The 23,812-nt window shown below is 43.8% G+C and carries 21 protein-coding genes and 1 pseudogene; 11 read left to right on the forward strand and 11 right to left on the reverse strand.

The window, feature by feature from the left end; genetic code table 11:
• Positions 1-361 precede the first annotated feature (361 nt).
• The 11 genes from AC6IZ0_RS15305 to AC6IZ0_RS15355 all read right to left on the reverse strand — a co-directional run bounded on the left by AC6IZ0_RS15305 (position 362) and on the right by AC6IZ0_RS15355 (position 12,348).
• Complete coding sequence (locus tag AC6IZ0_RS15305; RefSeq protein WP_497723712.1) at positions 362-1,249, reverse strand: ABC transporter substrate-binding protein; 888 nt, start codon at positions 1,247-1,249, stop codon at positions 362-364.
• A gap of 19 nt (positions 1,250-1,268) precedes the next feature.
• Positions 1,269-2,093 carry a TonB-dependent receptor domain-containing protein gene (locus tag AC6IZ0_RS15310; RefSeq protein ID WP_497726074.1) on the reverse strand — a complete coding sequence of 275 codons (825 nt, stop codon included), beginning with the start codon at positions 2,091-2,093 and terminating at the stop codon, positions 1,269-1,271.
• Positions 1,985-3,937 (reverse strand): TonB-dependent receptor domain-containing protein, encoded by a 1,953-nt coding sequence (locus tag AC6IZ0_RS15315; protein ID WP_497723713.1) that lies wholly within the window; start codon positions 3,935-3,937, stop codon positions 1,985-1,987. Before AC6IZ0_RS15315 ends, AC6IZ0_RS15310 begins: the two co-directional genes overlap by 109 nt.
• Before the next feature lie 127 nt (positions 3,938-4,064).
• Positions 4,065-5,102: a FecCD family ABC transporter permease gene (locus AC6IZ0_RS15320; RefSeq protein WP_497723715.1), complete on the reverse strand. Its 1,038-nt coding sequence runs from the start codon at positions 5,100-5,102 to the stop codon at positions 4,065-4,067.
• Positions 5,103-5,326: 224 nt separating this feature from the next.
• On the reverse strand, positions 5,327-5,470 hold the full coding sequence (locus AC6IZ0_RS15325; protein WP_497723717.1) for a hypothetical protein: 144 nt from the start codon (positions 5,468-5,470) through the stop codon (positions 5,327-5,329).
• Positions 5,471-5,502: 32 nt separating this feature from the next.
• Positions 5,503-5,643, reverse strand: coding sequence for a hypothetical protein (locus tag AC6IZ0_RS15330; protein WP_497723719.1), 141 nt, complete (start codon positions 5,641-5,643; stop codon positions 5,503-5,505).
• 18 nt (positions 5,644-5,661) lie between these two features.
• Positions 5,662-6,039 carry a hypothetical protein gene (locus tag AC6IZ0_RS15335; RefSeq protein WP_497723720.1) on the reverse strand — a complete coding sequence of 126 codons (378 nt, stop codon included), beginning with the start codon at positions 6,037-6,039 and terminating at the stop codon, positions 5,662-5,664.
• Between the two features lie 158 nt (positions 6,040-6,197).
• The gene (locus AC6IZ0_RS15340; protein WP_497723721.1) at positions 6,198-10,160 is read right to left on the reverse strand and encodes a WD40 domain-containing protein; all 3,963 of its coding nucleotides are present in this window, start codon (positions 10,158-10,160) and stop codon (positions 6,198-6,200) included.
• 111 nt (positions 10,161-10,271) lie between these two features.
• Complete coding sequence (locus AC6IZ0_RS15345) at positions 10,272-10,517, reverse strand: hypothetical protein (RefSeq protein WP_497723722.1); 246 nt, start codon at positions 10,515-10,517, stop codon at positions 10,272-10,274.
• Between the two features lie 233 nt (positions 10,518-10,750).
• Positions 10,751-11,533, reverse strand: coding sequence for a PP2C family serine/threonine-protein phosphatase (locus tag AC6IZ0_RS15350; RefSeq protein WP_497723724.1), 783 nt, complete (start codon positions 11,531-11,533; stop codon positions 10,751-10,753).
• Positions 11,534-11,694: 161 nt separating this feature from the next.
• Entirely contained in the window at positions 11,695-12,348 is a 654-nt protein-coding gene (locus tag AC6IZ0_RS15355; protein ID WP_497723726.1) for a vWA domain-containing protein, read from the reverse strand.
• A 722-nt stretch (positions 12,349-13,070) separates the two neighbouring features.
• Between AC6IZ0_RS15355 and AC6IZ0_RS15360 the strand changes: the two genes are divergently transcribed.
• The 11 genes and pseudogenes from AC6IZ0_RS15360 to AC6IZ0_RS15410 all read left to right on the forward strand — a co-directional run bounded on the left by AC6IZ0_RS15360 (position 13,071) and on the right by AC6IZ0_RS15410 (position 23,738).
• Complete coding sequence (locus AC6IZ0_RS15360; RefSeq protein WP_497723727.1) at positions 13,071-13,820, forward strand: Uma2 family endonuclease; 750 nt, start codon at positions 13,071-13,073, stop codon at positions 13,818-13,820.
• A 45-nt stretch (positions 13,821-13,865) separates the two neighbouring features.
• Positions 13,866-15,068: pseudogene (locus AC6IZ0_RS15365) on the forward strand (class I SAM-dependent methyltransferase).
• 200 nt (positions 15,069-15,268) lie between these two features.
• Positions 15,269-15,709 (forward strand): ATP synthase subunit I, encoded by a 441-nt coding sequence (locus tag AC6IZ0_RS15370; protein ID WP_271732561.1) that lies wholly within the window; start codon positions 15,269-15,271, stop codon positions 15,707-15,709.
• A gap of 102 nt (positions 15,710-15,811) precedes the next feature.
• Positions 15,812-16,564, forward strand: coding sequence for a F0F1 ATP synthase subunit A (atpB, locus tag AC6IZ0_RS15375; protein ID WP_271732563.1), 753 nt, complete (start codon positions 15,812-15,814; stop codon positions 16,562-16,564).
• 99 nt (positions 16,565-16,663) lie between these two features.
• Entirely contained in the window at positions 16,664-16,909 is a 246-nt protein-coding gene (gene atpE, locus AC6IZ0_RS15380; RefSeq protein ID WP_271732565.1) for an ATP synthase F0 subunit C, read from the forward strand.
• Positions 16,910-17,030: 121 nt separating this feature from the next.
• On the forward strand, positions 17,031-17,522 hold the full coding sequence (locus AC6IZ0_RS15385; protein WP_497723729.1) for a F0F1 ATP synthase subunit B': 492 nt from the start codon (positions 17,031-17,033) through the stop codon (positions 17,520-17,522).
• Positions 17,523-17,653: 131 nt separating this feature from the next.
• Positions 17,654-18,217: a F0F1 ATP synthase subunit B gene (locus AC6IZ0_RS15390; RefSeq protein ID WP_271732569.1), complete on the forward strand. Its 564-nt coding sequence runs from the start codon at positions 17,654-17,656 to the stop codon at positions 18,215-18,217.
• The gene (gene atpH, locus AC6IZ0_RS15395) at positions 18,214-18,768 is read left to right on the forward strand and encodes an ATP synthase F1 subunit delta (protein ID WP_497723731.1); all 555 of its coding nucleotides are present in this window, start codon (positions 18,214-18,216) and stop codon (positions 18,766-18,768) included. Before AC6IZ0_RS15390 ends, atpH begins: the two co-directional genes overlap by 4 nt.
• Before the next feature lie 95 nt (positions 18,769-18,863).
• The gene (atpA, locus tag AC6IZ0_RS15400; RefSeq protein ID WP_271732573.1) at positions 18,864-20,384 is read left to right on the forward strand and encodes a F0F1 ATP synthase subunit alpha; all 1,521 of its coding nucleotides are present in this window, start codon (positions 18,864-18,866) and stop codon (positions 20,382-20,384) included.
• A 79-nt stretch (positions 20,385-20,463) separates the two neighbouring features.
• Positions 20,464-21,411, forward strand: a complete 948-nt coding sequence (locus AC6IZ0_RS15405) for a F0F1 ATP synthase subunit gamma (RefSeq protein WP_271732574.1) — start codon at positions 20,464-20,466, stop codon at positions 21,409-21,411.
• A 380-nt stretch (positions 21,412-21,791) separates the two neighbouring features.
• Positions 21,792-23,738: a protein phosphatase 2C domain-containing protein gene (locus tag AC6IZ0_RS15410; RefSeq protein ID WP_497723733.1), complete on the forward strand. Its 1,947-nt coding sequence runs from the start codon at positions 21,792-21,794 to the stop codon at positions 23,736-23,738.
• Positions 23,739-23,812: the final 74 nt, after the last annotated feature.

Here is a 23,812-nt window from a genome sequence, read left to right on the forward strand (position 1 = left end):
AGGATGTTTGTCAAGTCATGATTAGTGTATCAACTATTGTTTGACCCCACCCCCTTCCTTACAAGGGTAGGTTTTTAATATGATCTGTGAAAGGCAAGACCACCGAAGACAAGGAAGGAAAGTGGACAAGGAAGATTTTATACGGACAATGGTCTTTTAAGGGGCTATTTTTCTTACTAAGAATACAGACTTTGTACTGTTTTTCTCCCTCGTCACCTTGTCCACCTTGTCCACCTTGTCTTGTCCTTATAAGGGGAGGGGACTGGATTTTATTGTTTTTTTTGTGTGTTCCCTGTTCCCTGTTCCCTGTTCCCTGTTCCCTAAGATAAAAATTACCTGTTGAAAACTTATCAAACATCCTCTAATTAGACGCAACTTCCCGTAATTGATTCGTTACTTCTTCCACAGTTCTCACGCTAGTTGGACTAATTAAACCATCATGATGGAAAATATAAACTTGATTATTTTGTGTAGCTTGGAGTTTATTCCAAAAAGGTAATTTTTTAAAGGAGTCTGGATTTACAGTATCAGATTCCATGATAAATATTTTATCAGGATTAGTCGCTAATATTTTCTCTTGAGAAAGAGTTAAATAACCTTTGAATCTGCTATTACCTTGTAAATCACCCGTCACATTTTTGTATTGAAACTTCTCTAATAAATCACCAGACCAACTATTTTTATTAGGAGATAATGTTGGCTGAGTGCTAACTAATACTAAAACAGATTTCCCATTATCAGATATTCGAGAGACAAAAGATTCGTATTTCGCTAAAATCGGTTTAGGATCAGCACCAATACGTGCTGCTAAATCTTCGGTAATTTTTTTTAAGTCTTCCCAACTTCTAGTTTCATAAGAAACTGTATTAATTCCTAATTCTCTCAACCTATTTAAAGCTTGACTGTGAAATGTTTCTGAACCAATTACTAAATCTGGTTTTAGCGCAACTACTTTTTCTAAGTTAATATTACCTCTACCACCTATTCTTGGTAATTTCGCAAATTTTTCTTTAGCGATTACATCTGTATATCGTCCCACGGGTACAGCTAATAATTTACTTTGATCCAGATTGTAAATTAAATCTGCACCTAGAGGTGTCAATGATACTACTCTATTTGCTAATAAAACAGGTGTTTGTACCTGGACGATATTTGTATCTTGATTCGTGGGATTCGGAGGACTAGAACAAGCTACTAAATTAACAGCTACTAAACAAGCAGTGACCACAGCTATCAAATTTTTATTCATGACTTACCCCTGTAAATAGTCAAAATCTCCAAGTTAAACTAAGTGCAAAATTTGTACCTGGTTGAGCATAGCGTCCACGTTGTGCTTCAAAATCTGCAGCATCTCTATTGATTGTGCGGACATCAGCATACTGATAATATTCAGTATTAAAGATGTTATAAATTCCCGCCGTTAATGACAAATTAGGATTGATATTGTAGTAACCCAAAAAATCAAATAATGTGTAAGCATCAGGTTCATAAAAATCAATTTTTCTACTCGGTTGACCACCACCTTGCACACTAGTTTGGTCATCTACTAAGGCTTGTTCTCTAGATTTAGCCACAAAAGTTCCAATTAATTCTGCACCCCATTTTTCATTCGGTGATTCATATCCTAAACCAATAACTGCTTGTAAAGGGTTGATAGTTGTTAAGGGGACATCTTGAGTTAAATTATTACCAATTTGCCACCCTAAAGCACCTTTGAGACTAAAACCACCAGGTTCTTTACTAAAACTATAAGCAGTTTTAATTTCTAAGCCATAAATTGCTGTATCAGGTATATTCTGTGCTTGAAAAATCTGGAAAGGAATTGCTGTCCCACCGGTTCTGAATGTACCAAAATCACCGGGATCAAAACCAACAAATACAGATGGTTGAATCAAATTCCGATAACGATTATAAAACCCAGTAATATCAAAATTGAATCGTTCAGAACGACTGCGTAATCCTAATTCAAAATTATTGCTAGTTTCTACTTGTAAATTGGGATTGGAAATACCTTTATGGGGTCGAAAAGGAATATCAGCACGGAAAGCAAAGTTGAGTTCGCTATAAAGTGGCGACGAAACCCACGGGAATATCGACTGAAGAATGTCAACCCAGGGGATGATTCATAAACAATTCCCAAGCTAGGAGAAAGTGCAGATGTGGAATAATTTACTGCGTCTATATCTTGCTGTTTTTGGGTAAATTCAGGGTTATTAGCAGTGGTTAAGTTATAAACATCAAAACGCAACCCAGGAATTAATTTTACCTGACCAGTACCAAGGGAAATTTCGTTTTGTAAGTAAGTACCCAAGCGGAAAGTATCACTATCAGGAAAGTCTTTTTGGGGAAATCTAGGTGCAGGTACTCTTGTCCCGGTAGTAGTAATAAAGTTAAAGTAATTGCGCTCATTGTAGGTATTGGAAATATCAAAGCCAGAAGTAAGTCTATGTGTGGTATTTCCTAAGTCAAAATCACTACGGAGTTGCAAATTAACGCCAAGTACTCTATCAGTTAAATCCTTTTCGGCGGTTTCTGTTCTGGTAGGCCCAGCAGTACGAACACTCCTGTTACTATCTTCCTCTGTAATGGCATTTTGGTAATAAATATGAGCGCGAGCAAATTGCACCCAGGATTTACTATTGGGATGATCATATTGATACACCAGACTCAATCTGTCTCGATTTGTTGTCACTTTTTCTTGTAAATCTTGAGTCGAAGCTTCAAAAATCATTCCGGGTAAATTAGCAGTAGAGAACTTACTATCAGTAAGGTTGTTAAAATATTCTCCGGTGAACTCTAGAAAACTTTGTTCGTTAAAGTTATAACTTAATTTTCCTAAGAAGTTATTCCGAGTTCTATCTTGATCATCTTGATAAATGCTATTTCCCCCTGCTACCTCTAATGAACCACTATCACGCCGAGTGTAAATGAATAAAGTGTCAAAATTATCTAGGCGATTAGCTTGGGTAAATGTCCCTACAAACCCACTATCTTTACTACTATATTGAGTGCTTAAACTTGTGTAGGAATCTTTGTCAATATTTTCTAGAAGGTTCCTCGTCCTAGCAGTTGCAAAGTTAACTGTTCCACCTAGTGCGTCACTTCCTAAAACTGCGGAATTATTTCCCCGAAATATTTCTAAGGCGTTTAAAGTTTCAATATCTACAAAGTCTCTACCAAGACGAGTTGTACCATAGTTATATTCATAAGGTAGGCGAATTCCGTCTACTTGTAAATTAACTCGATTTCCACTTAAACCGCGCAGATTAATTCCTTGTAAACCACCACGACTGTCATAAGGTACAGAAATCCCTGGTTCATAACGCAATAAATCCCGCACATCTCGCGGTTGCTGTTTTTCGATTTGTTCTCTATCGATAATAGTGACGTTAGCAGCGGTGCTTTCATCTACCTTAGGAGTTCCTACAACAATCAGTTCTATACTGTCTTCAGGTTGATTATTTTCTGTTGAGACTGTTTTAGGGGTAGGAACTATACTTAACGCTAATCCTTGTTGACTTTCTACTTGTTCAACATTTGGTAATGTTCCATCTCCTGCAATTTTGATTTCTACTTCCGTATCAGAGATTTGGCTGATGCTAATAGATTTTACCCCATCTATTGGCTGATTTTTGAGGAAGTTATTGCCATCAGCAAGATTGAGTTTAACATCAGTTAATTTAATAAATACATCGGTCTCTTGATCAATAATTTCACCTTCAGGAGTTTTACCCGTAGACGTTTCTATAATTAATGTGATTCCTTGGTCACTTTCTTGAATATTAATTGCTTTAATTTCAGTTGATGCGTTCGTTTGTGCTAACTTTGTTTGATTATTTGGCTGGTAAATTTCATTAGCGGAAGTTTCTACAGGTATGATGCATATACAAGATATGGTTAATAAAGAATAGCTGAAAATAGATTTTAACTTGCTCATTTACTCCTCTCACAAATCAAAGATGGACTCATGTAAATCACATTTTATTATTAGTAAAATATGATAATAATAATCATTCTATATAAAATATGTATAAATCATTCCCAAAATATGCAAGGACAGAAACTTAAATCCCACTTTGACGACGATATAGTAACCAAATAAATAACGGTGAACCTAATAAAGCCGTGACTGAACCCACAGGAAGTTCTACAGCACCCAAGCGGGATAGTAAATCTGCAATGGTCATAACTAATGCGCCCCCCAATGCGCTAAGTGGTAAGACGGCGCGATAATCTGTACCTACCAGTAACCGGATGCCATGGGGTACAATTAAACCCACAAAACCAATCAAACCGCCAATACTTACTGCACCTGCGGCTAATAGGGTCGCAACTCCTCCGATGAAAACACGCGATCGCGTCAGTGAAACTCCCAAACTCAGCGCTAACTCATCCCCCAGACTTAATAAGTTCAGCGATCGCGCTAATAAACATCCCACAACCAATGCCACACTAATATAAGGTCCTGCTGTGGTCACTTCTGACCATCCCCGACCATTCAAACTCCCAATTAACCAATTTAAAGCAGCTTGTATCTGTCCATCTTCTGTTAACAGGAGTAATACAGACTGGATTGCGCCAAACATTGAACTGATAGCCACTCCACCCAAAATCAACCGTTCAACAGAAACTCCATCCCCACTTCTGGATAAAAAATATACAATTCCTGTTGTGAATACTCCCCCAACCCAAGCTGCTATGGGAACCCAAGCCAAGAACACGCCTAAACTAAACATGGCGATCACCACTAACCCTGCACCAGCAGAAATACCGAGTAAAAATGGGTCAGCTAGTCCGTTGCGTAACATTCCTTGAAGTAAAGAACCTGCCATTCCCAAAGCAGCACCCACCAAAATCGCAGCTAAAGTTCTCGGTAAGCGCAAATCCCAAAGAATAGTTTGATACAGTTGGTCTCCCTGTCGCCAAATACCCCACCACAATTGTTCGGGAGTCATGGGGACAGCACCAAAAGACAAGGAAGCAGCGATCGACAAAACCAGCAGGACAACTAAAAACCCAGTCCCTAACAATATCCGTGCTTCATCTGTAAAAGCAAGGTTGACACTCTTGAATATTTTTAGCCATCGCTGTTTGACTTTCATGGATGAATTTTGATTGTTGGTGATAAATTTACGACAACAAGTTGTTTATTTGAGGTAGTGACATTGTAATGATGATGAGTACTTAATTATTGATTAAAACGAGAATAATTACAATTCCCGTTGCTTGTCAATAGACAGGCTGTCGTAGAAGTTCACTAACTGCTCCCCGTGCAACTTTGATACCTACCATTGTCACCCGGATCGAGAAATAATTGCGCTGCTGGTTACAGGTTATCCCTGGGTTTGCTAAGATTTGTTAAGTAATTGTCAAAAAGACTGCGATCGCTGTAAGATAAAAAATAATTAGGATTAATGGCAATAGTTTGGATGTAATCAGCCACAGCTAAAGCCCATTTTTTTTGGCTCAAAATGACCCCGATTGTAGATGAAATTTGATTCACTAGTACCATAATCGCCACAGTTTGATACCCTTGTCATCACTCCCACTAGGGAGGGTTTGAGCATCCGGGCTGAATCCTACAGAATTAACCCAGTTAAAATACTCAGTCAAAATCAAGCGATCGCCCTCTATCATCCCCACAATAGCGATCGCCCTCTATCATCTCCACAATAGCGATCGCCCTCTATCATCTCCACAAAAGCGATCGCCCCCCATACTCTCCACAAAAGCGATCGCCCCCCATACTCTCCACAAAAGCGATCGCCCCCCATACTCTCCACAAAAGCGATCGCCCCCCATACTCTCCACAAAAGCGATCGCCCCCCATACTCTCCACAAAAGCGATCGCCCCCCATACTCTCCACAAAAGCGATCGCCCCCCATACTCTCCACAATAGCGATCGCCCCCCATACTCTCCACAATAGCGATCGCCCTCTATCATCTCCACAATAGCGATCGCCCCCCATAATCCCTACACTCCACAAGCGATCGCCCTCTATCATCTCCACAATAGCGATCGCCCCCATCATCGCCACAAAAGCGATCGCCCTCCATCATCTCCACAATAGCGATCGCCGGATTATGTGCAGGTTGAGGTTATACATCCCCAACTTCTGTCCCAAATATTCTCAGGTGGTCACAGAGTATCATAGAAGTCGGGGATGTGAAGTCGTGGGTAAACTTTTATTCACTGCTACCTTAACCGCCACAGTTTGATAGTGTTGTCATCACTCCCACTAGCCAGGGTTTGACCATCCGGGCTGAATCCTACAGACTTAACCCAGTTAGAATGACCGGTGAGGGTACGGCGGAGCTTACCTGTCCTTACATCCCACAGTTTGATGGTCTTGTCATTACTCCCAGTACCTAGGGTTCGACCATCCGGGCTGAATGCTACAGAATTCACCGAGCTAAAATGCCCTGTAAGGGTATGGCGAACCTTACCTGTATTTACATCCCACAGTTTTTTACCACTAGCTAGGGTTTGACCATTCGGGCTGAATGCTACAGAATTCACCGAGCTAGAATGTCCTGTGAGGGTATGGCGAACCTTACCTGTATTTACATCCCACAGTTTGATAGTGTTGTCCCCACTCCCACTAGCTAGGGTTTGACCATTCGGGCTGAATGCTACAGAATTCACCGAGCTAGAATGTCCTGTGAGGGTATGGCGAACCTTACCTGTATTTACATCCCACAGTTTGATAGTGTTGTCCCCACTCCCACTAGCTAGGGTTTGACCATCCGGGCTGAATGCTACAGAATTCACCGAGCTAGAATGTCCTGTGAGGGTATGGCGAACCTTACCTGTATTTACATCCCACAGTTTGATAGTGTTGTCCCCACTCCCACTAGCCAGGGTTTGACCATCCGGGCTGAATCCTACGGACAAAACCCAGTTAGAATGACCTGTGAGGGTATGGCGAACCTTACCTGTATTTACATCCCACAGTTTGATAGTCTTCCAACTCCCACTGACCAGGCTTTGACCATCAGGACTGAATGCTACGGACAAAACCCAGTTAGAATGACTTGTGAGGGTTATAGGTGAAAAGGTACAACTGGGTGATGTTGTAACTTTTGCTGATGAGGATGTTTGAGTCTTTGCACTGGTTACAGATTGGCGTTGGGGTGCATATGCTGGTGCTTGGGTTGCCTTGACAGAAGTAGTATAAGATGCAGCAACTTGCCACAATTTGATAGTGTTGTCCTGACTGCCACTAGCCAGGGTTTGACCATCCGGGCTGAATCCTACAGAATAAACGCAGTTAGAATGTCCAGTTAGGGTGTGGCGAACCTTACCTGTCCTCACATCCCACAGTTTGATAGTCTTGTCATAACTCCCAGTACTAGCCAGGGTTTGCCCATCGGGGCTGAATGCTACAGACAAAACCGAGTCAGAATGTCCAGTCAGGGTGTGGCGAACCTTACCTGTCCTCACATCCCACAGTTTGATAGTCTTGTCCCCACTCCCACTAGCCAGGGTTTGACCATCCCGGCTAAATGCTACGGAATAAACCAAGCTAAAATGCCCAGTGAAAGTGTGGCGGAGGTTACCTGTCTTCACATCCCACAGTTTGATAGTCTTGTCCCAACTCCCACTAGCCAGGGTTTGACCATCCGGGCTGAATGCTACAGACCTAACCGAGGCAGAATGTCCAGTGAGGGTGTAGCAGAGGTTACTTGTCTTCACATCCCACAGTTTGATAGTGTTATCCCGACTCCCACTAGCTAGGGTTTGACCATCCGGGCGGAATGCTAAAGACCAAACCGAGTCAGAATGTCCAGTCAGGGTGTGACTGAGCTTACCTGTCCTCACATCCCACAGTTTGATAGTCTTGTCCACACTCCCACTAGCCAGGGTTTGCCCATCCGGGCTGAATGCTACAGAACAAACCGAGGCAGAATGCCCAGTGAGGGTGTGGCAGAGGTTACCTGTCCTCACATCCCACAGCTTGATAGTCCCGTCCACACTCCCACTAGCCAGGGTTTGACCTATGGCTGCGCCACGCAAGCTATCCGGTCTGAATGCTACAGAATAAACCCAGCCAGAATGACCGGTGAGGGTTCTGGGTGAAAAGGTACCACTGGGTGATGTTGTAACTTTTGCTGATGAGGATGTTTGAGTCTTTGCACTGGTTACAGGTTGGCGCTGGGGTGCATATGCTGGTGCTTGGGTTGCCTTGACTGAAGTAGTAGAAGATGCCCGAACTTGCCACACCTTGATAGTGTTGTCATAACTCCCACTAGCCAGGGTTTGACCATCCGGGCTGAGGGCTACAGACAAAACCAAGTTAGAATGTCCGGTGAGAGTACGGCGAAGTTTACCTGTATTCACATCCCACAGTTTGATAGTCGTGTCCCCCCCACTAGCCAGGGTTTGACCATCCGGGCTAAATGCTACAGACCTAACCCACTCAGAATGTCCGGTGAGGGTGTGACAGAGGTTACCTGTGTTCACATCCCACAGTTTGATAGTCGCGTCCCGACTCCCAGTACTAGCCAGGGTTTGACCATCCGGGCTGAATCCTACAGACCAAACCCAGTCAGAATGTCCGGTTAGGGTGTGGCGAACCTTACCTGTCTGCACATCCCACAGTTTGATAGTCTTGTCATTACTCCCACTAGCCAGGGTTTGACCATCCGGGCTGAATCCTACAGACATAACCGATTCAGAATGACCGGTGAGGGTGTGGCGAACCTTACCTGTCTGCACATCCCACAGTTTGATAGTCTTGTCCCCACTCCCACTAGCCAGGGTTTGACCATCTGGGCTGAATCCTACAGACATAACCGGGCCAGGATGACCGGTGAGGGTGTGGCGAAGCTTACCTGTATTTACATCCCACAGTTTGATAGTCTTGTCATCACTCCCACTAGCCAGGGTTTGACCATCCGGGCTGAATGCTACAGACATAACCGTGCCAGAATGTCCGGTGAGGGTGTGGCGAAGCTTACCTGTCTGCACATCCCACAGTTTAATAGTCTTATCCCAACTCCCACTAGCTAGGGTTTGACTATCGGGGGCGAATCCTACAGACATAACCCAGCTAGAATGACCGGTGAGGGTGTAGCCTAATTCTAATTGATCAACATTAGTACGGGGAACGGGAGGAGGGGGCTGGACTCTCACACCCCCTGGAAAAATCTCAACGCCAATTTTACTAACGCGATCGCACCAATAGCAGCTACCATAACTTTGGCTATAGTAGTGACTGTCAATCTGGTTACAGGGTATTAAACTTTCACTAGCAACTTTTAACGCCTGGAACCATTCCTCTGCACTGGGGCGTAAATCAGGATTTTTATACCCATCATTAAAGCATCTGAGAAAACAACTTTTTACCTGTGGATGGAGAATTTCTAGGGGTATGGTTCTATCTACGGGTTCCAGTAACTGATGGTGAGAATATAGCCATATACCCTGACGGATATAATCACCAGGTTCTGGCGGTTCCCCAGCACCTTTCCACCTCCCCGCATACAGACTTTGACCACTGAATAATAATTGATATATAATCATCCCTAAGCGAAATCGGTCATGGATTTCCGTTTGCTCAATGGTTGCAAAGTCCTGACCAATTAACTCCGGTGGTGTGTATTCAGGGGTTCCCACCAAACAATGGTAAACTTTACCAGTTTGAGGATGACGCACCTGAAAAGAATCTGTATCAATAATTGAAGGTAGAGCCCGATCATTGACTAAAATATTTTGCGGTTTAATATCACCTAACACATACCCTTTATGGTGTAACACCTTGATAATTGAGGCAATATTCCGGGCTGTATAATGGAGAAACCGCCAGTCAGCCGGTAGTTTACATATTTTGTTGCGACGTAGAGGGTGATAAACATCATAAATTTCTTTTCCCCCTTGAATTTCCTCCATTAAAAAGCCCACCAAATCACCCTGATCATTTTTGAGGACTGACCGAGGCCAAGCGAAAGAAATATGACTGATGTGGCGGTTTGGATCAGGGGGTGGATAGTTGAGCATCACCGCTAACTTTTGCATTCGTTCCGGTGTGGACTGGTGATAAATTTTAGCTAAATAACCACTGTGATCAGTCCGCCAAATTTTAGCCTCACCACTATTAGCCAGTTCAGTCAGGAGATTAATTGATTTACCGGTACTAGCACAAATTAGGCGGGTCATAAAAACTCATAATTTACTGGTAATTTACTGTTAATCTTGTAGGCATTTTGTTTGACCCTCTTACTGGGTTAAGATCCACTGTCCATATTTCTCCTCTGGTAATTTCCGCCACTACCTTTCTACTCCATTAGCGAGAGTTTGTTCCCATGTTTGCCTTTCAGAAATTTCCTCTTGCCATAAATCCTCATTTTTCCTCAAGGCGGCGAAGGCTTCATTTGCCTGAACTAGGAAAACATATCTGCGATAATTTTCAATGGCTTTGTCTAATACTGTTTGAAGCGTCTCTCCAGAGGAGTCAACCAGTGCCAAGAGACTCTTGTGAGCAGCGTCACTAATGCTAACTTTTAATTCAGGCATACTTTTCTGTACTAGGTTGTGTTAAAGCTATTATAACTATCAAATCACAAGTATCTATTAGAGGTTGTTTGATCACTTTTCAGCCATAATTTTCATCACATCTTTAACCCCATTTATCAGCCCATTTAATTGATTAAATCCAGTTCCCTCCCCTGACAAGGCGAGGGTTAGGGTGGGGTCAAGCAATAGTTAATACACTAATCATGACTTGACAAACAACCTTTAACAACTGATCAAACTACCTCCGATGATTGCCAAATAGACAACAGCACAGTTTTATCATCACTAGTGCGTTTATTTAGGGCTTCCGATTGGAGAAAGTTAACTAAATACTCAGCTTCCTGATTTGGGTCGGTGGTGGTTTGTAAGTATGTTTCCAATGGTTGAAAAAAACGTGGAAAAGGTTGGCAATTTTTCAAGGTAATTGCCACATTTTCCAGCCCATCTGTAGCAGCTGCAATAAACTCTGGGGATGGTATTACCTTGACTTGCATTTCCTCTAGTGCATGACTACAGGTGACAAAAGTGGTTTCATTGACAAATTCACCTTTATGGGGGGTAAACAACAGTTGATAATCTGGGGAATTTTGAGGACGCACCACCATTAACCCATCCCCAATTTGCATAGCCACCAACCATTTAGGAGTAGCGATAAAAATCAAAAGTGTACAAGCTAAATCTTTGATATCACAATTATTTTGCTTTGCTGTTTTCCCTAATTGTGCAATTACTTCCTGCACAATTTTGGTAAACATTTGTTTGCTTTCTTCTTCCGGCGATGGGGGGGATAATTTTTTCTGCTCAGACTTGTGAAAATTTCTGGCAAACAAATCAATTACAGTATTTACCGCTAATTTAGAACCCACATGAGAATATTTAGCACTCCCCGCCCCATCAGCTACCACACCTACAATGACATCCCCAAAGAGGCGATAATCCCCATAATCTTGACAAGGTATGTTTTCTTGTCTGTGACTAGTTCCCACCTCAGACCGAGAAATTGCTTTCCAACCCACAATTAACCCTCAAATATTTAACTGTTATTTAACTTTCATTCAACTGTTACAGCAGTTTCTACCTAGATAAAATACAGATATTAAGTGTAAAAATATTGTGGGGTGGGCATCTTGTCCGCCTGTACCTTACTCAGATGAAATCTGCTGTATTTAACTGTTATTTAACTTTGAATTTGACCCCATCCCGCGGCGGGTAATGCCACAGTTTCACCCACTTGGCTCTGGGAAATTCGTTTCATAGAGGCGGAAAGCCAGATAAATAAGGAACCAAAATCTAAACCATTCAATTTCAACGGGGGACGCTCTGGGGTAATTTGTTTCAAGGTTTCAAAATCAGCACCTTCCACACCAACGGCAAAAAAGGATAATTTACGATTAACTTCAGCATCCTTTAACCTGTGTGCTGCATAAGTCCAATCATCTGTGGGCGCTCCGTCTGTAATTAAAAATACCCAAGGGCGATAGTAGGAAATAGCATGGCTTTTATATGCTTGCTTACGTTGTTCCAACAAATCCAAACCATATTCAATGGCCTCACCCATGGGGGTTAAACCCTCTGCTCTTAACTGCGGGGGTGTAAAACCGGTGATACTCACAAAGTCCTGTGTCAGCCGCACGGGTCCAAAGGTGACAATAGCCACATCTACACTCATTGATGCTTGTCCATCTTTAAGCACATCAGCTTGAAAGGTAGCAAGACCTCTATTTAACTCTTCAATGGGTCTGCCTGACATAGAGCCAGATACATCAAGTAATAGTACCACAGGGCAGCGATTTTCTGGGTTATCAGCAAATTCAGGCATTTCTAAAGCCATTGAGATACTCCTAGTGTAGTGTCTTCCAATACTTAATACTTAATTAAGATTGTATGACAATTTTAGCTTTTAGTGTAGTAGTTAACTTAAATTTTTTTACCTGAACTGTGTAAACTCTGTAAGAAGTTGTTTTATAAGTCATGATTAATGCGGATATTATGCCCTCAAGGAATTTGTGCAGCAAGTTGTTGCACAAATTCAAAATTTTGGTAAGCTTCCGCAAAACTCCGCATATATTAAGGAAAGTGGACAAGGAAGATTTTATACGGACAATGGTTTTTTGACGGACTATTTTTGTGACTAAGAATACAGACTTTTTACTGTTTTCCTCCCTTGTCACCTTGTCCACCTTGTCCACCAAGTCTTGCCTTCACAGATCATATTAAAAACCTACCCTTGTAAGGAGAGGGTGGGGTCAATATTTGATACACTAATCATGACTTGACAAACATCCTCTTAGGGAACAGGGAACAGGGAACAGGGAACACACCGAACACACACAAAACAATAAAATCAAATCCCCTCCCCTTACAAGCAGAGGGTTAGGGGGGGTCAATATTTGATACACTATTCATGATAATGATAAGTTTTAAAACATTCTGTAAATATTCTCCCAATAGATTATTTACACTTCCCCAGGTGAGGGCGATCGCCTAGCCATGATTTAACCCTGATCATTCAAGTTCAGTAATTCCGTCAGCAGCACAGGAGAGTAAATGAAGATGCATCAAACAGACTCGCCCTTACCTCCGCAAGAAACACTACCAACTATGTATGATTTACCAAGCGAAAATCAGGAGGAGCCGGGTTTGCCAGACGAGTTTCACCTTTTACAATCTGAATTACTGCGCAGCACCTTTCGCCCCCCTAGTTATCCAGAAGATAATATTTTTACAGCCAGCGATTTAAACTTATACTACCACCCCCTACATAGCCAATGGTATAAACGCCCAGACTGGTTTGCTGTTTTGGGGGTATCGCGGTTTCATCACCAAACAGACCTACGGTTAAGTTATGTGACTTGGCAGGAGGGAACTAATCCTTTTGTGGTAATTGAACTCATATCACCAGGTACAGAAGCAGAAGATTTAGGGCGCAGTTTACAAGTGGTCAACCAACCACCTAATAAATGGTCAGTGTATGAGCAAATTTTGAGAGTCCCCTATTACTTTGTCTTCAACCGTTATACTAACGAGTTGCAATGTTTTGGGTTAATGATGAACCGCTATCAACCTCTAGCTATGAATGGGGGAGGGCTATGGTTGGAGGAACCAGAACTGGGTTTAGGATTGTGGGAGGGAGAATACCAGGGGTTAACCAGATTGTGGTTACGTTGGTATGACCGGGATAATAATTGGATACCGACACCCGTAGAACAGGAAAAACAACGGGCTGAATCCGCTGAGTTACGACTGGCTAGGTTGTACCAACTGATACAAACCCAAGGAATTGGTTTACCTGATGATAAATAATTCTCCCAATCAGCTAAACTCAAAAATGCTGCGTTTTTCCTGATTATGTCCGACTCCCAAACTGTCTCCCAAACTGTTAGTACTGCTGTTGCTAAACTCTACGATACTTATCCCTTTCCCCCAGAACCCATATTAGATGAACCACCCCCTGGGTATAATTGGCGCTGGAATTGGTCAGCTGCTTACAATTTCTGCACGGGACGTAAACCAGTAAAGCAAAATATCCGCATTTTAGATGCGGGTTGTGGTTCCGGTGTGGGGACAGAATATTTAGTACACCTCAACCCCCAAGCTCAGGTGGTGGGTATTGATTTAAGTGCTGGTACTTTGGAAGTGGCTAAAAAACGCTGTCAAAGTTCCGGTGCTGACCGGGTGGAGTTTCATCACTTGAGCTTGTATGATGTGGCACAGTTACCCGGTGAGTTTGATTTAATTAACTGTGTGGGGGTGTTGCATCATTTACCTGACCCCGTTCGCGGTCTCCAAGCTTAGCCCACAAAACTCGCCCCCGGTGGACTGATGCACATTTTTGTTTATGGAGAGTTGGGACGTTGGGAAATTCAACTCATGCAAAAGGCGATCGCCTTGGTTCAAGGTGAGAAAAAAGGCGATTACCGTGATGGGGTACAAGTGGGGCGACAAATATTCGCCGCATTACCAGAAAATAACCGAATTGTCAAGCGCGAAAAACAACTCTGGTCATTAGAGAACCACAAGGATGAATGTTTTGCCGATATGTACCTTCATCCCCAGGAGATTGATTACAATATTGATACACTGTTTGAATTAATTGATGCTTCGGGTTTAGAGTTTACCGGTTTTTCTAATCCAGGATTTTGGCAGTTAGATAGACTCCTAGCCAAAGCCCCAGATATTATCCAACGGGTACAAAGTTTGAGCGATCGCCAAAAATACCGCCTGATAGAATTACTAGACCCAGAAGTTACCCATTATGAATTTTTCCTCAGTCGTCCCCCCCTAGTCAAATCCGACTGGTCAGAGGATAACTCAATCTTACAAGCCACTCCCGAACTTAACCCTTGTCTTGATGGATTCCCAAGTAAATGTATATTTAATTACAACTATCAAGTAATCAACCTGTCAGACCCAGAGTTAGAATTTCTGCAAAACTGTGATGGTAACTTAACCGTGGGGGAAATTTTAGCCACAGTGGAAATCACCTTAAAACAAATCAGGACACTCCTGGAACAACAGGTAATTATATTAACACCACTTTCATTGAACTAGTAATTTAAGTCCAGTTATAATACCATGAATGTGAAAAAAAAGCAATAAACATCAACAAGACATAGCGGGACTTCTACCCCCAGTCTGATCATGACAAGAAGTTAATTGTTTTTTTCTAAAGTATTGTTACCTGATCGTGATATGATTCAGCTGACTGAATGTGCAGTCATTACAAGTTAGCTGTACTGGTTTCAAGTCTCGTGAGCTTGTCTGAAGATTCAATTGACCCCACTGCGACAACACAACAAGATGGGAAATCTGGTTTTGAGGACACAGAACCAGCCAACTCTTCCATGGCAGAGTTTTATCGACTCTATCAGGAACTGTTGCTCATCACACTTGCCTTAACGGGGATAATTTTTGTCTCTGTGTGGATTGGCTATTCTCTTAACATTGCCCTGAATTATTTGTTAGGGGCGTGCGCAGGTGTGCTTTACTTGAAAATGTTGTCCAGAGATGTTGAGCGTTTAGGTCGAGAAAAACAGTCCCTGAGTAAAACCCGGCTAGCACTACTAGTCATCCTAATCTTGCTAGCATCGCGGTTAAACCAACTCCAAATACTCCCCATCTTCTTGGGGTTTCTCACCTACAAAGCCACACTCATCATCTACGTCATCAAAACGGCTTTTGTCTCCGACTAGCCAGAGTCACAAAAAACCAAACCGCGTCAGGGACATCCCCACCGCAAAAACAAGCTACTCCTATCCAACCAAGACAGGAGAACCCATTGATATGCAAAGAAAATGCTCAATTTTCTGAACCCCTACACCTTCCCCCTCGCGGAACTGGAAGTAGGAAAACATCTATACTGGCAAATAGGCAACCTCAAGCTGCACGGTCAGGTTTTTCTCACCTCATGGTTTGTGATTGGCGTCCTGGTGCTAGCCTCCCTCGCAGCAAGCAGTAACATCAAAAGAATCCCCAGCGGTATCCAAAACCTCATGGAATACGCCCTCGAATTTATTCGAGACCTAGCGAAAAACCAAATAGGTGAAAAAGAATATCGCCCCTGGGTACCCTTTGTTGGCACCTTGTTCTTATTCATCTTCGTCTCAAATTGGTCAGGAGCCTTAGTTCCATTCAAATTGATTCACTTACCAGAAGGTGAACTAACAGCACCCACCAGCGACATCAACACCACAGTCGCCTTAGCACTGCTCACATCCCTAGCATATTTTTATGCAGGATTCAGCAAAAAAGGCTTGGGGTACTTTGGCAACTACGTACAACCAGTATCGTTCATGTTGCCATTCAAAATTATCGAAGATTTCACCAAACCCCTGTCCCTCAGCTTCCGGTTATTCGGTAACATTTTGGCTGATGAACTGGTGGTTGGTGTGTTGGTACTACTAGTACCCCTATTTGTACCCTTACCAGTAATGGCTTTGGGGCTATTCACTAGCGCTATTCAAGCGCTCATCTTCGCCACCCTAGCGGCCGCCTACATCGGCGAAGCTATGGAAGACCACCACGGCGAAGAACACGAGGGACATTAAAAACCCTCAAACATCAATCTGTCAGTTTGTTGCTTGTAATAACTAACAGACGACAACATCTAGACCCATTCAAACCCATAAAGTAAGGAAAAAAATATCATGGATTCATTAGTTGCTGCCGCTTCCGTCCTAGCTGCTGCTCTCGCTGTTGGTTTAGCTGCTATCGGACCTGGTATTGGTCAAGGTAACGCTGCTGGACAAGCGGTAGAAGGTATAGCCCGTCAGCCAGAAGCAGAAGGCAAAATCCGCGGCACATTACTACTCAGCTTGGCATTCATGGAAGCTCTAACCATCTACGGACTAGTAGTAGCTCTAGTACTATTGTTTGCTAACCCCTTCTCATAATCAGTACTAAATCTTAAGTACTGAGTGCTGAGTACTGAGTCAAAGCCAAGTTAAACACCTTTAACTCACAGCTGAACAACTCAGGACTCAGGACTAATATATTAGAGAGAAAATAGCAACCATGACACACTGGATCTCATTATTAGCAGTAGAAGAACTGGCCAAAGAAGGGGGACTGTTTGACCTAGACGCCACCCTTCCCTTAATGGCAATTCAATTTCTAATTCTAGCCCTACTCCTAAACGCAACACTCTACAAGCCCCTGGGTAACGCCATTGATGGCCGGAATGACTACATCCGCAACAATCAACTAGAAGCACAGGAACGCTTATCTAAAACCGAGAAACTAGCAGAGCAATATGAACAAGCTCTAGCGGGTGCTAGAAAAGAAGCACAGAAAATTATTGCGGATGCTCAAACAGAGGCACAAAAAATTGCAGCCGAGAAAATAGCGGCAGTGCAACGACAAGCCCAAGTAGAGAAAGAACAAGCAACCAGTCAAATTGAGCAGCAAAAACAAGAAGCCTTCGCTTCATTAGAGCAACAAGTAGACACCCTCAGCCGCCAAATACTAGAAAAGCTCCTAGGAGCAGACCTAGTTAGTCGCAGCTAAGGAAAAATCAACTTGGAATCATTAACTGACATAAAAGACACCCCCGCCCTTAGAAACCGGAAGGCTGAAGGTGTCTAATTAAGGATGTCAGTAATCTTAAACCTTGGCAGCGCCGTTGTGGATGAAAAATCATGGGGACTTTTTTACCGTTGATGGCGGAAGCGATCGCCGTCGGAACTGACCTAACAGAGGCAAGTGAACATAGTGGTTTTAGTCTAAATACTAATATATTTGACACAAACCTAATTAACCTTGCCATTATTATTACAGTGCTGTTAGTTTTCGGACGCAAAGTACTAGGTACAACCCTAAAAACTCGTCGCGACAACATCGAAACAGCAATTAAAAACGCCGAGCAACGCGCCGCTCAAGCAGCGCAGCAACTCAAACAAGCACAGCAGAACCTAGAAGCAGCCCAAGCAGAAGCCCAAAGAATCAAACAAGCAGCCCAAGCCACCGCCCAAGCGGCAGCAGAGGCGATAGAGCTTCAAGCGGCTATAGATATTGAACGCCTACAAGCAGCAGGAGCAGCAGACCTCAACGCAGACCTGAACAAAGCGATCGCCCAGTTACAGCAACGGGTAGTTGCTCAAGCACTGCAAAAAGTTGAATCAGAACTTAAAAGCGGTATAGCTCAAGAGACGCAGACAATCTTGATTGACCGCAGCATTGCCCAACTAGGAGGCGAAGCATGACCAGTAAAATAGCTACAGACGAAATAGCCAGCCCTTATTCCCAAGCTCTTCTATCCCTAGCCCAATCAAAAAACTTCACAGAAGAGATTGGCGCAGATGCACGCAGCTTATTAGCCCTATTCCAGGAAAATCAGGACCTACAGAACTTCATTGCTAACCCCTTTATTAAAGGCGAAAACAAAAAAGTTCTGATTAGACAAATACTTGGCGAAAGTGGTAACCCCTACCTACGTAACTTCCTGTTGTTACTAGTAGACAAACGCCGCATAGCCTTTCTGGAAGCAGTATTAAACCAGTACTTGGTTTTACTGCGACAACTAAATCAAACAGCGCTAGCAGAAGTAATCTCAGCAGTTCCCCTGAGTGAAGCTCAACAGCAAGCAGTAGTAGAAAAAGTTCTCACCATCACCAACGCCCGCCAAGTGGAGCTACAAACCAAAATAGATAGCGACTTAATTGGTGGTGTAATCATTAAAGTCGGTTCCCAAGTAATTGATGCTAGCCTCCGCGGTCAGTTGCGCCGTCTTTCTTTGCGCTTAACTGGTAATTAGTCACGCATCGTTCACCGTTGACAGTTCACCGTTAACCGCAAAACACAGTCAACAGTCAATCGTCAACCAACCACCAAACAAAACAATATAGACTTATGAGTATTTCAATTAGACCGGACGAAATCAGCAGCATTATTCAGCAGCAAATCGAGCAATACGACCAAGAGGTTAAGGTTGCTAATGTTGGTACAGTTCTTCAAGTAGGTGACGGTATCGCCCGCATCTATGGACTAGAAAAAGCCATGGCTGGGGAACTCCTGGAATTTGAAGATGGTACCGTAGGTATCGCCCAAAACTTAGAAGAAGACAACGTGGGCGCTGTGCTTATGGGTCAAGGGCTGAATATCCAAGAGGGTAGCTCTGTAACCGCCACCGGGAGAATTGCTCAGGTTCCCGTAGGTGAAGCCATGATTGGCCGCGTAGTCAACGCTTTGGGTCTTCCCATCGACGGGAAGGGAGATATTAACACCACCGAAACTCGGTTAATTGAATCCCCAGCCCCCGGTATCATCGCCCGTCGGTCTGTACATGAACCCATGCAAACCGGTATCACCGCTATTGACTCTATGATTCCTGTGGGTCGGGGTCAACGGGAATTAATCATTGGTGACCGTCAAACAGGTAAAACGGCGATCGCCATCGACACCATCATCAACCAAAAATCAGAAGATGTAATTTGTGTCTATGTAGCCATCGGTCAAAAAGCCTCCACTGTAGCTAACGTCGTCCAAACCCTGCAAGAAAAAGGCGCAATGGACTACACCGTAGTCGTCGCCGCCAACGCCAGCGACCCCGCTACCCTGCAATACCTCGCCCCCTACACAGGAGCCACCATAGCCGAGTACTTCATGTACAAAGGTAAAGCCACCTTAGTAGTCTATGATGACCTATCTAAGCAAGCCCAAGCCTATCGCCAAATGTCCCTCCTGCTCCGTCGTCCACCCGGACGGGAAGCATACCCTGGTGATGTATTCTACATCCACTCCCGCCTATTAGAACGCGCAGCTAAACTCAGCGACGAGTTAGGTAAGGGTAGTATGACTGCTCTCCCCATTATTGAAACTCAAGCTGGTGACGTTTCTGCATATATCCCCACCAATGTAATTTCTATTACAGATGGTCAGATATTCTTGTCTTCAGATTTATTCAACGCCGGGATTCGTCCCGCAGTTAACCCCGGTATCTCTGTATCCCGCGTTGGTTCCGCCGCCCAAACCAAAGCCATGAAAAAGGTTGCCGGTAAGGTTAAATTGGAATTAGCCCAGTTTGACGACCTCCAAGCCTTCGCTCAGTTTGCTTCTGACTTAGACAAAGCCACCCAAGACCAACTAGCACGGGGTGCAAGATTACGGGAACTACTCAAACAGCCCCAAAATGCTCCTCTGTCTGTATACGAGCAGGTAGCAATTCTATATGCTGGTATTAATGGTTATCTAGATGATATCCCCACAGAGAAAGTAACTAGCTTTACCAAGGGACTCAGAGAATACCTGAAGACAGGTAAACCTGAGTATACTGAAGCAGTCAGCACCAAAAAGGCACTAGGTGACGAGGAAGAAACCGCCCTCAAAGCTGCGCTGCTTGAATATAAGAAGACCTTCCAAGCAACAGCGTAATGGGTTCACTATTGACCTTTTTACACAGTAAAAAGTCAATAGTTACCCGTCAACCGTCAACCGTCAACCGTCAACCAACATGCCCAATCTCAAAGCAATACGCGATCGCATTCAGTCGGTCAAAAACACTAAAAAAATCACAGAAGCCATGCGACTCGTAGCAGCTGCTAGAGTCCGTCGCGCCCAAGAACAAGTCACCGCCACCCGTCCCTTCGCTGACCGCCTTGCACAGGTGTTGTATGGTTTGCAAACCCGTCTCCGGTTTGAAGACGTAGACCTACCCCTACTCAAAAAACGGGAAGTTAAAACCGTAGGACTATTAGTAATTGCCGGCGATCGCGGTTTATGTGGCGGTTACAATACTAATATTATCCGTCGGGCAGAAAACCGTGCTAAGGAACTGCAAGGGTCAGGTGTAAGTTACAAGTATGTCTTGGTAGGACGTAAAGCCATTCAGTATTTCCAACGGCGCTCACAACCTATTGATGGGACTTACACGGGCTTGGAACAAATTCCTACAGCAGCAGAAGCTACAGAAATTGGTGACCAACTGCTTTCTTTATTTCTTTCCGAAAGTGTTGACAGGATAGAATTAATCTATACCAGGTTTGTCTCTTTGGTTAGCTCCCGTCCTGTGGTTCAAACTTTATTACCTTTAGACCCTCAAGGTTTGGAAGCGCCAGATGATGAAATTTTTCGCCTCACTACCCGTGGGGGTCAGTTTGAGGTGGAACGGCAAAGGGTAACTAGCCAAGTTCGTCCTTTACCCCGGGATATGATTTTTGAGCAAGACCCTGTACAAATTCTGGATTCTTTATTACCCTTGTATCTGAGTAATCAGCTATTGCGCGCTCTGCAAGAGTCCGCAGCTAGTGAGTTAGCCGCCCGGATGACGGCGATGAATAATGCTAGTGACAACGCCGGGGAGTTAATCAAAACCCTTTCCTTGTCCTACAACAAAGCCAGACAAGCCGCCATCACCCAAGAGCTTTTAGAAGTTGTCGGTGGTGCCGAGGCATTAAGTTAACCTTAAGTTAACCAGTTTCTAATTGTCGCCGGCAGTAATCAGGCATACTAGTAGAGACGTTCTCGGGAATGTCTCTACATTAATCTTAATTCCCAACTTTCCTGTTTCCTGTTCCCTGTTCCCTGTTCCCTGTTCCCTGTTCCCTGTTCCCTGTTCCCTGTTCCCTGTTCCCTGTTCCCTGTTCCCTGTTCCCTGTTCCCTGTTCCCTGTTCCCTTTGTATTATGGCTGAGGCTACCCCCGGCTTTTTGGTTTGTAAACTTGATTTCGAGCTAAGGTATTAGTCAAATGCGTTCACTGTTGACAGTGCACTGTTAACTGAAAAATACAGCCAACCGTCAACTGTCAACCGTCAACTGTCACGCTGATCAGTCCCAACACTATGGAAAATGAAGCGGTAACGCTCTACTGCCCAAATCAAGATTGTCTGGCTCCTAACCCTTTAAATCACAAGTTCTGCCAGCAATGCTCCGCACCCCTCCCGAAACGATATCTGTGGGCTGTGGGGGATGTTCTGAATATGGGTAGCCCTGGAGATGTATTAGGCGATCGCTATTTAGTTATTCAAAATAATATCCTTTTAGATACAAAGCCAGGAATACTACCGCAAATGCCTGACTTAGGGAAGCTCCATGGGAGTTCTCTCGAGCAGATAAAAGTTTATTTGAGACTATTTCCCCATAGATTAAACATACCACAGATATATGGCATACTGCCTGGGTATGGAGCCGCTTCAGATAAGCCAATTTTACTTTTAGAACAGCCGCCTTTATACTCGGTTGATTCCCCACTCCAGGTGCAGCTATATCCCCAGTTAACCACAGCCTGGCATCAGGCTTCCTCTATGCGTCAACTTAACTGGTTATGGCAAATAGCCCATCTGTGGCAACCTTTCCACAGTCAGGGGGTAGCTAGTAGTTTAATAGATGCTGAGGCGATCCGAGTCGCGGGACCTTTAGTCCGCCTGTTGCAGTTGCGGTTTGATGCTCACAAATCCCCAAGTTTACGCCAATTAGGCAAATTTTGGCAACAACTACTGCCCCAATCCCTACCACCTGTGGCTGAATTTATTCGGGAGATTAGTAAATTTTTGATTGAGGGGAGGATTAGTTCCCCAGATGTCTTAATTGCAGTTTTAGATCAAGCTCTGACACAGTTGGGCGCATCACAAACCCTCACCGTCCAGGTGACCACTCTCACTGACACCGGTCCTAAACGTGAACGCAACGAAGACGCTTGCTACCCGAACAGTGGTACGGTGGTGACTATCCCCCCACAGGACTCTGCTTTAGCCATAGTCTGTGACGGCATCGGTGGACACCAAGGGGGGAATATTGCTTCTAACTTAGCCATTGAAAGCATCTCTCAACAGTTACAGGAGGTGACTGATTTAACGGTTCGACTCCGCTCACCGACCACTGAAGATCCTCTCGAACCGTCCCGAATCTTAGCTATTCTGGATGATGCCGTGGCTGTGGCTAATGACAAAATTAGCGATCGCAATGACAGTGAACATCGTCAAACCCGTCAACGTATGGGTACAACCCTAGTCATGGCTTTACCCGTGGGACATGAAATGTATATTACTCATGTGGGGGATAGCCGTGCTTACTGGGTGACGCGAGAGGGTTGTTATCAAGTCACTTTAGATGATGATCTAGCTTCCCGCGAGGTGAGGTTGGGGTATGCTGTTTATCGTGAGGCTGTAGGGAACCGTGGGGCTGGTTCTTTGATACAAGCTCTGGGGATGAGTGGTAGTAGCTCATTACATCCTACTTCCCAGCGGTTTATTCTGGATGAAGAGGGGATTTTTTTACTGACTTCAGATGGACTGAGTGATTTTGACCGTGTAGAAGACTATTGGCAAACGGAAATTTTACCAATTTTGACTGGTGAAGATGATATTATTTCAGTAGCGAATAAATTGGTGGAACTTGCTAATACTAAAAATGGACATGATAATGTTACTTTGGCTTTAATACATTATAAAGTACAATGTTCTGATAGTTTGTCTGGCGTAGCCACACCAGATTTAACTCTAAAGGCAGTTATTCCAGATATTTCCTCTGTGTCGGCAGCAAGTTCTGGAACTCAGGAGTTACACCCCACTCTATTAGAGGGTAGCTATAACCAAAGAACTCAAGTAATATCTAAAATTCAGTCCAGTGGGCTTGCTAAATTACCTTTAAACCTACTTGTGCTGTCCTTGTTGCTGGTTTTAGCTGGTTTACTAGGATATTGGATGATGCAATCGAGATACCGATCTAATATTCCTACCCCTGAAACACCGCAAACTCCTAGTAATTCTCAACCTCCTCAAAGCCAGTAACCTCAAAGTGTAAAATTATCTTCCTAATTGGATCTGTGGTATGGTTAGTACCAAAGATTATTTAGGTGATTATT

It is taken from the genome of Anabaenopsis sp. NIES-4685 (genome assembly GCF_059725405.1).

What these genes read in the sequence shown, in the direction of transcription:
- AC6IZ0_RS15305 (WP_497723712.1), bottom strand. Translation starts at nt 1,249, where the DNA reads ATGAATAAAAATTTGATAGCTGTGGTCACTGCTTGTTTAGTAGCTGTT.
- AC6IZ0_RS15315 (WP_497723713.1), bottom strand. Translation starts at nt 3,937, where the DNA reads ATGAGCAAGTTAAAATCTATTTTCAGCTATTCTTTATTAACCATATCT.
- AC6IZ0_RS15320 (WP_497723715.1), bottom strand. Translation starts at nt 5,102, where the DNA reads ATGAAAGTCAAACAGCGATGGCTAAAAATATTCAAGAGTGTCAACCTT.
- AC6IZ0_RS15340 (WP_497723721.1), bottom strand. Translation starts at nt 10,160, where the DNA reads ATGACCCGCCTAATTTGTGCTAGTACCGGTAAATCAATTAATCTCCTG.
- AC6IZ0_RS15345 (WP_497723722.1), bottom strand. Translation starts at nt 10,517, where the DNA reads ATGCCTGAATTAAAAGTTAGCATTAGTGACGCTGCTCACAAGAGTCTC.
- AC6IZ0_RS15355 (WP_497723726.1), bottom strand. Translation starts at nt 12,348, where the DNA reads ATGGCTTTAGAAATGCCTGAATTTGCTGATAACCCAGAAAATCGCTGC.
- AC6IZ0_RS15360 (WP_497723727.1), top strand. Translation starts at nt 13,071, where the DNA reads ATGCATCAAACAGACTCGCCCTTACCTCCGCAAGAAACACTACCAACT.
- atpB (WP_271732563.1), top strand. Translation starts at nt 15,812, where the DNA reads ATGCTCAATTTTCTGAACCCCTACACCTTCCCCCTCGCGGAACTGGAA.
- atpE (WP_271732565.1), top strand. Translation starts at nt 16,664, where the DNA reads ATGGATTCATTAGTTGCTGCCGCTTCCGTCCTAGCTGCTGCTCTCGCT.
- AC6IZ0_RS15385 (WP_497723729.1), top strand. Translation starts at nt 17,031, where the DNA reads ATGACACACTGGATCTCATTATTAGCAGTAGAAGAACTGGCCAAAGAA.
- AC6IZ0_RS15390 (WP_271732569.1), top strand. Translation starts at nt 17,654, where the DNA reads ATGGGGACTTTTTTACCGTTGATGGCGGAAGCGATCGCCGTCGGAACT.
- atpH (WP_497723731.1), top strand. Translation starts at nt 18,214, where the DNA reads ATGACCAGTAAAATAGCTACAGACGAAATAGCCAGCCCTTATTCCCAA.
- atpA (WP_271732573.1), top strand. Translation starts at nt 18,864, where the DNA reads ATGAGTATTTCAATTAGACCGGACGAAATCAGCAGCATTATTCAGCAG.
- AC6IZ0_RS15405 (WP_271732574.1), top strand. Translation starts at nt 20,464, where the DNA reads ATGCCCAATCTCAAAGCAATACGCGATCGCATTCAGTCGGTCAAAAAC.
- AC6IZ0_RS15410 (WP_497723733.1), top strand. Translation starts at nt 21,792, where the DNA reads ATGGAAAATGAAGCGGTAACGCTCTACTGCCCAAATCAAGATTGTCTG.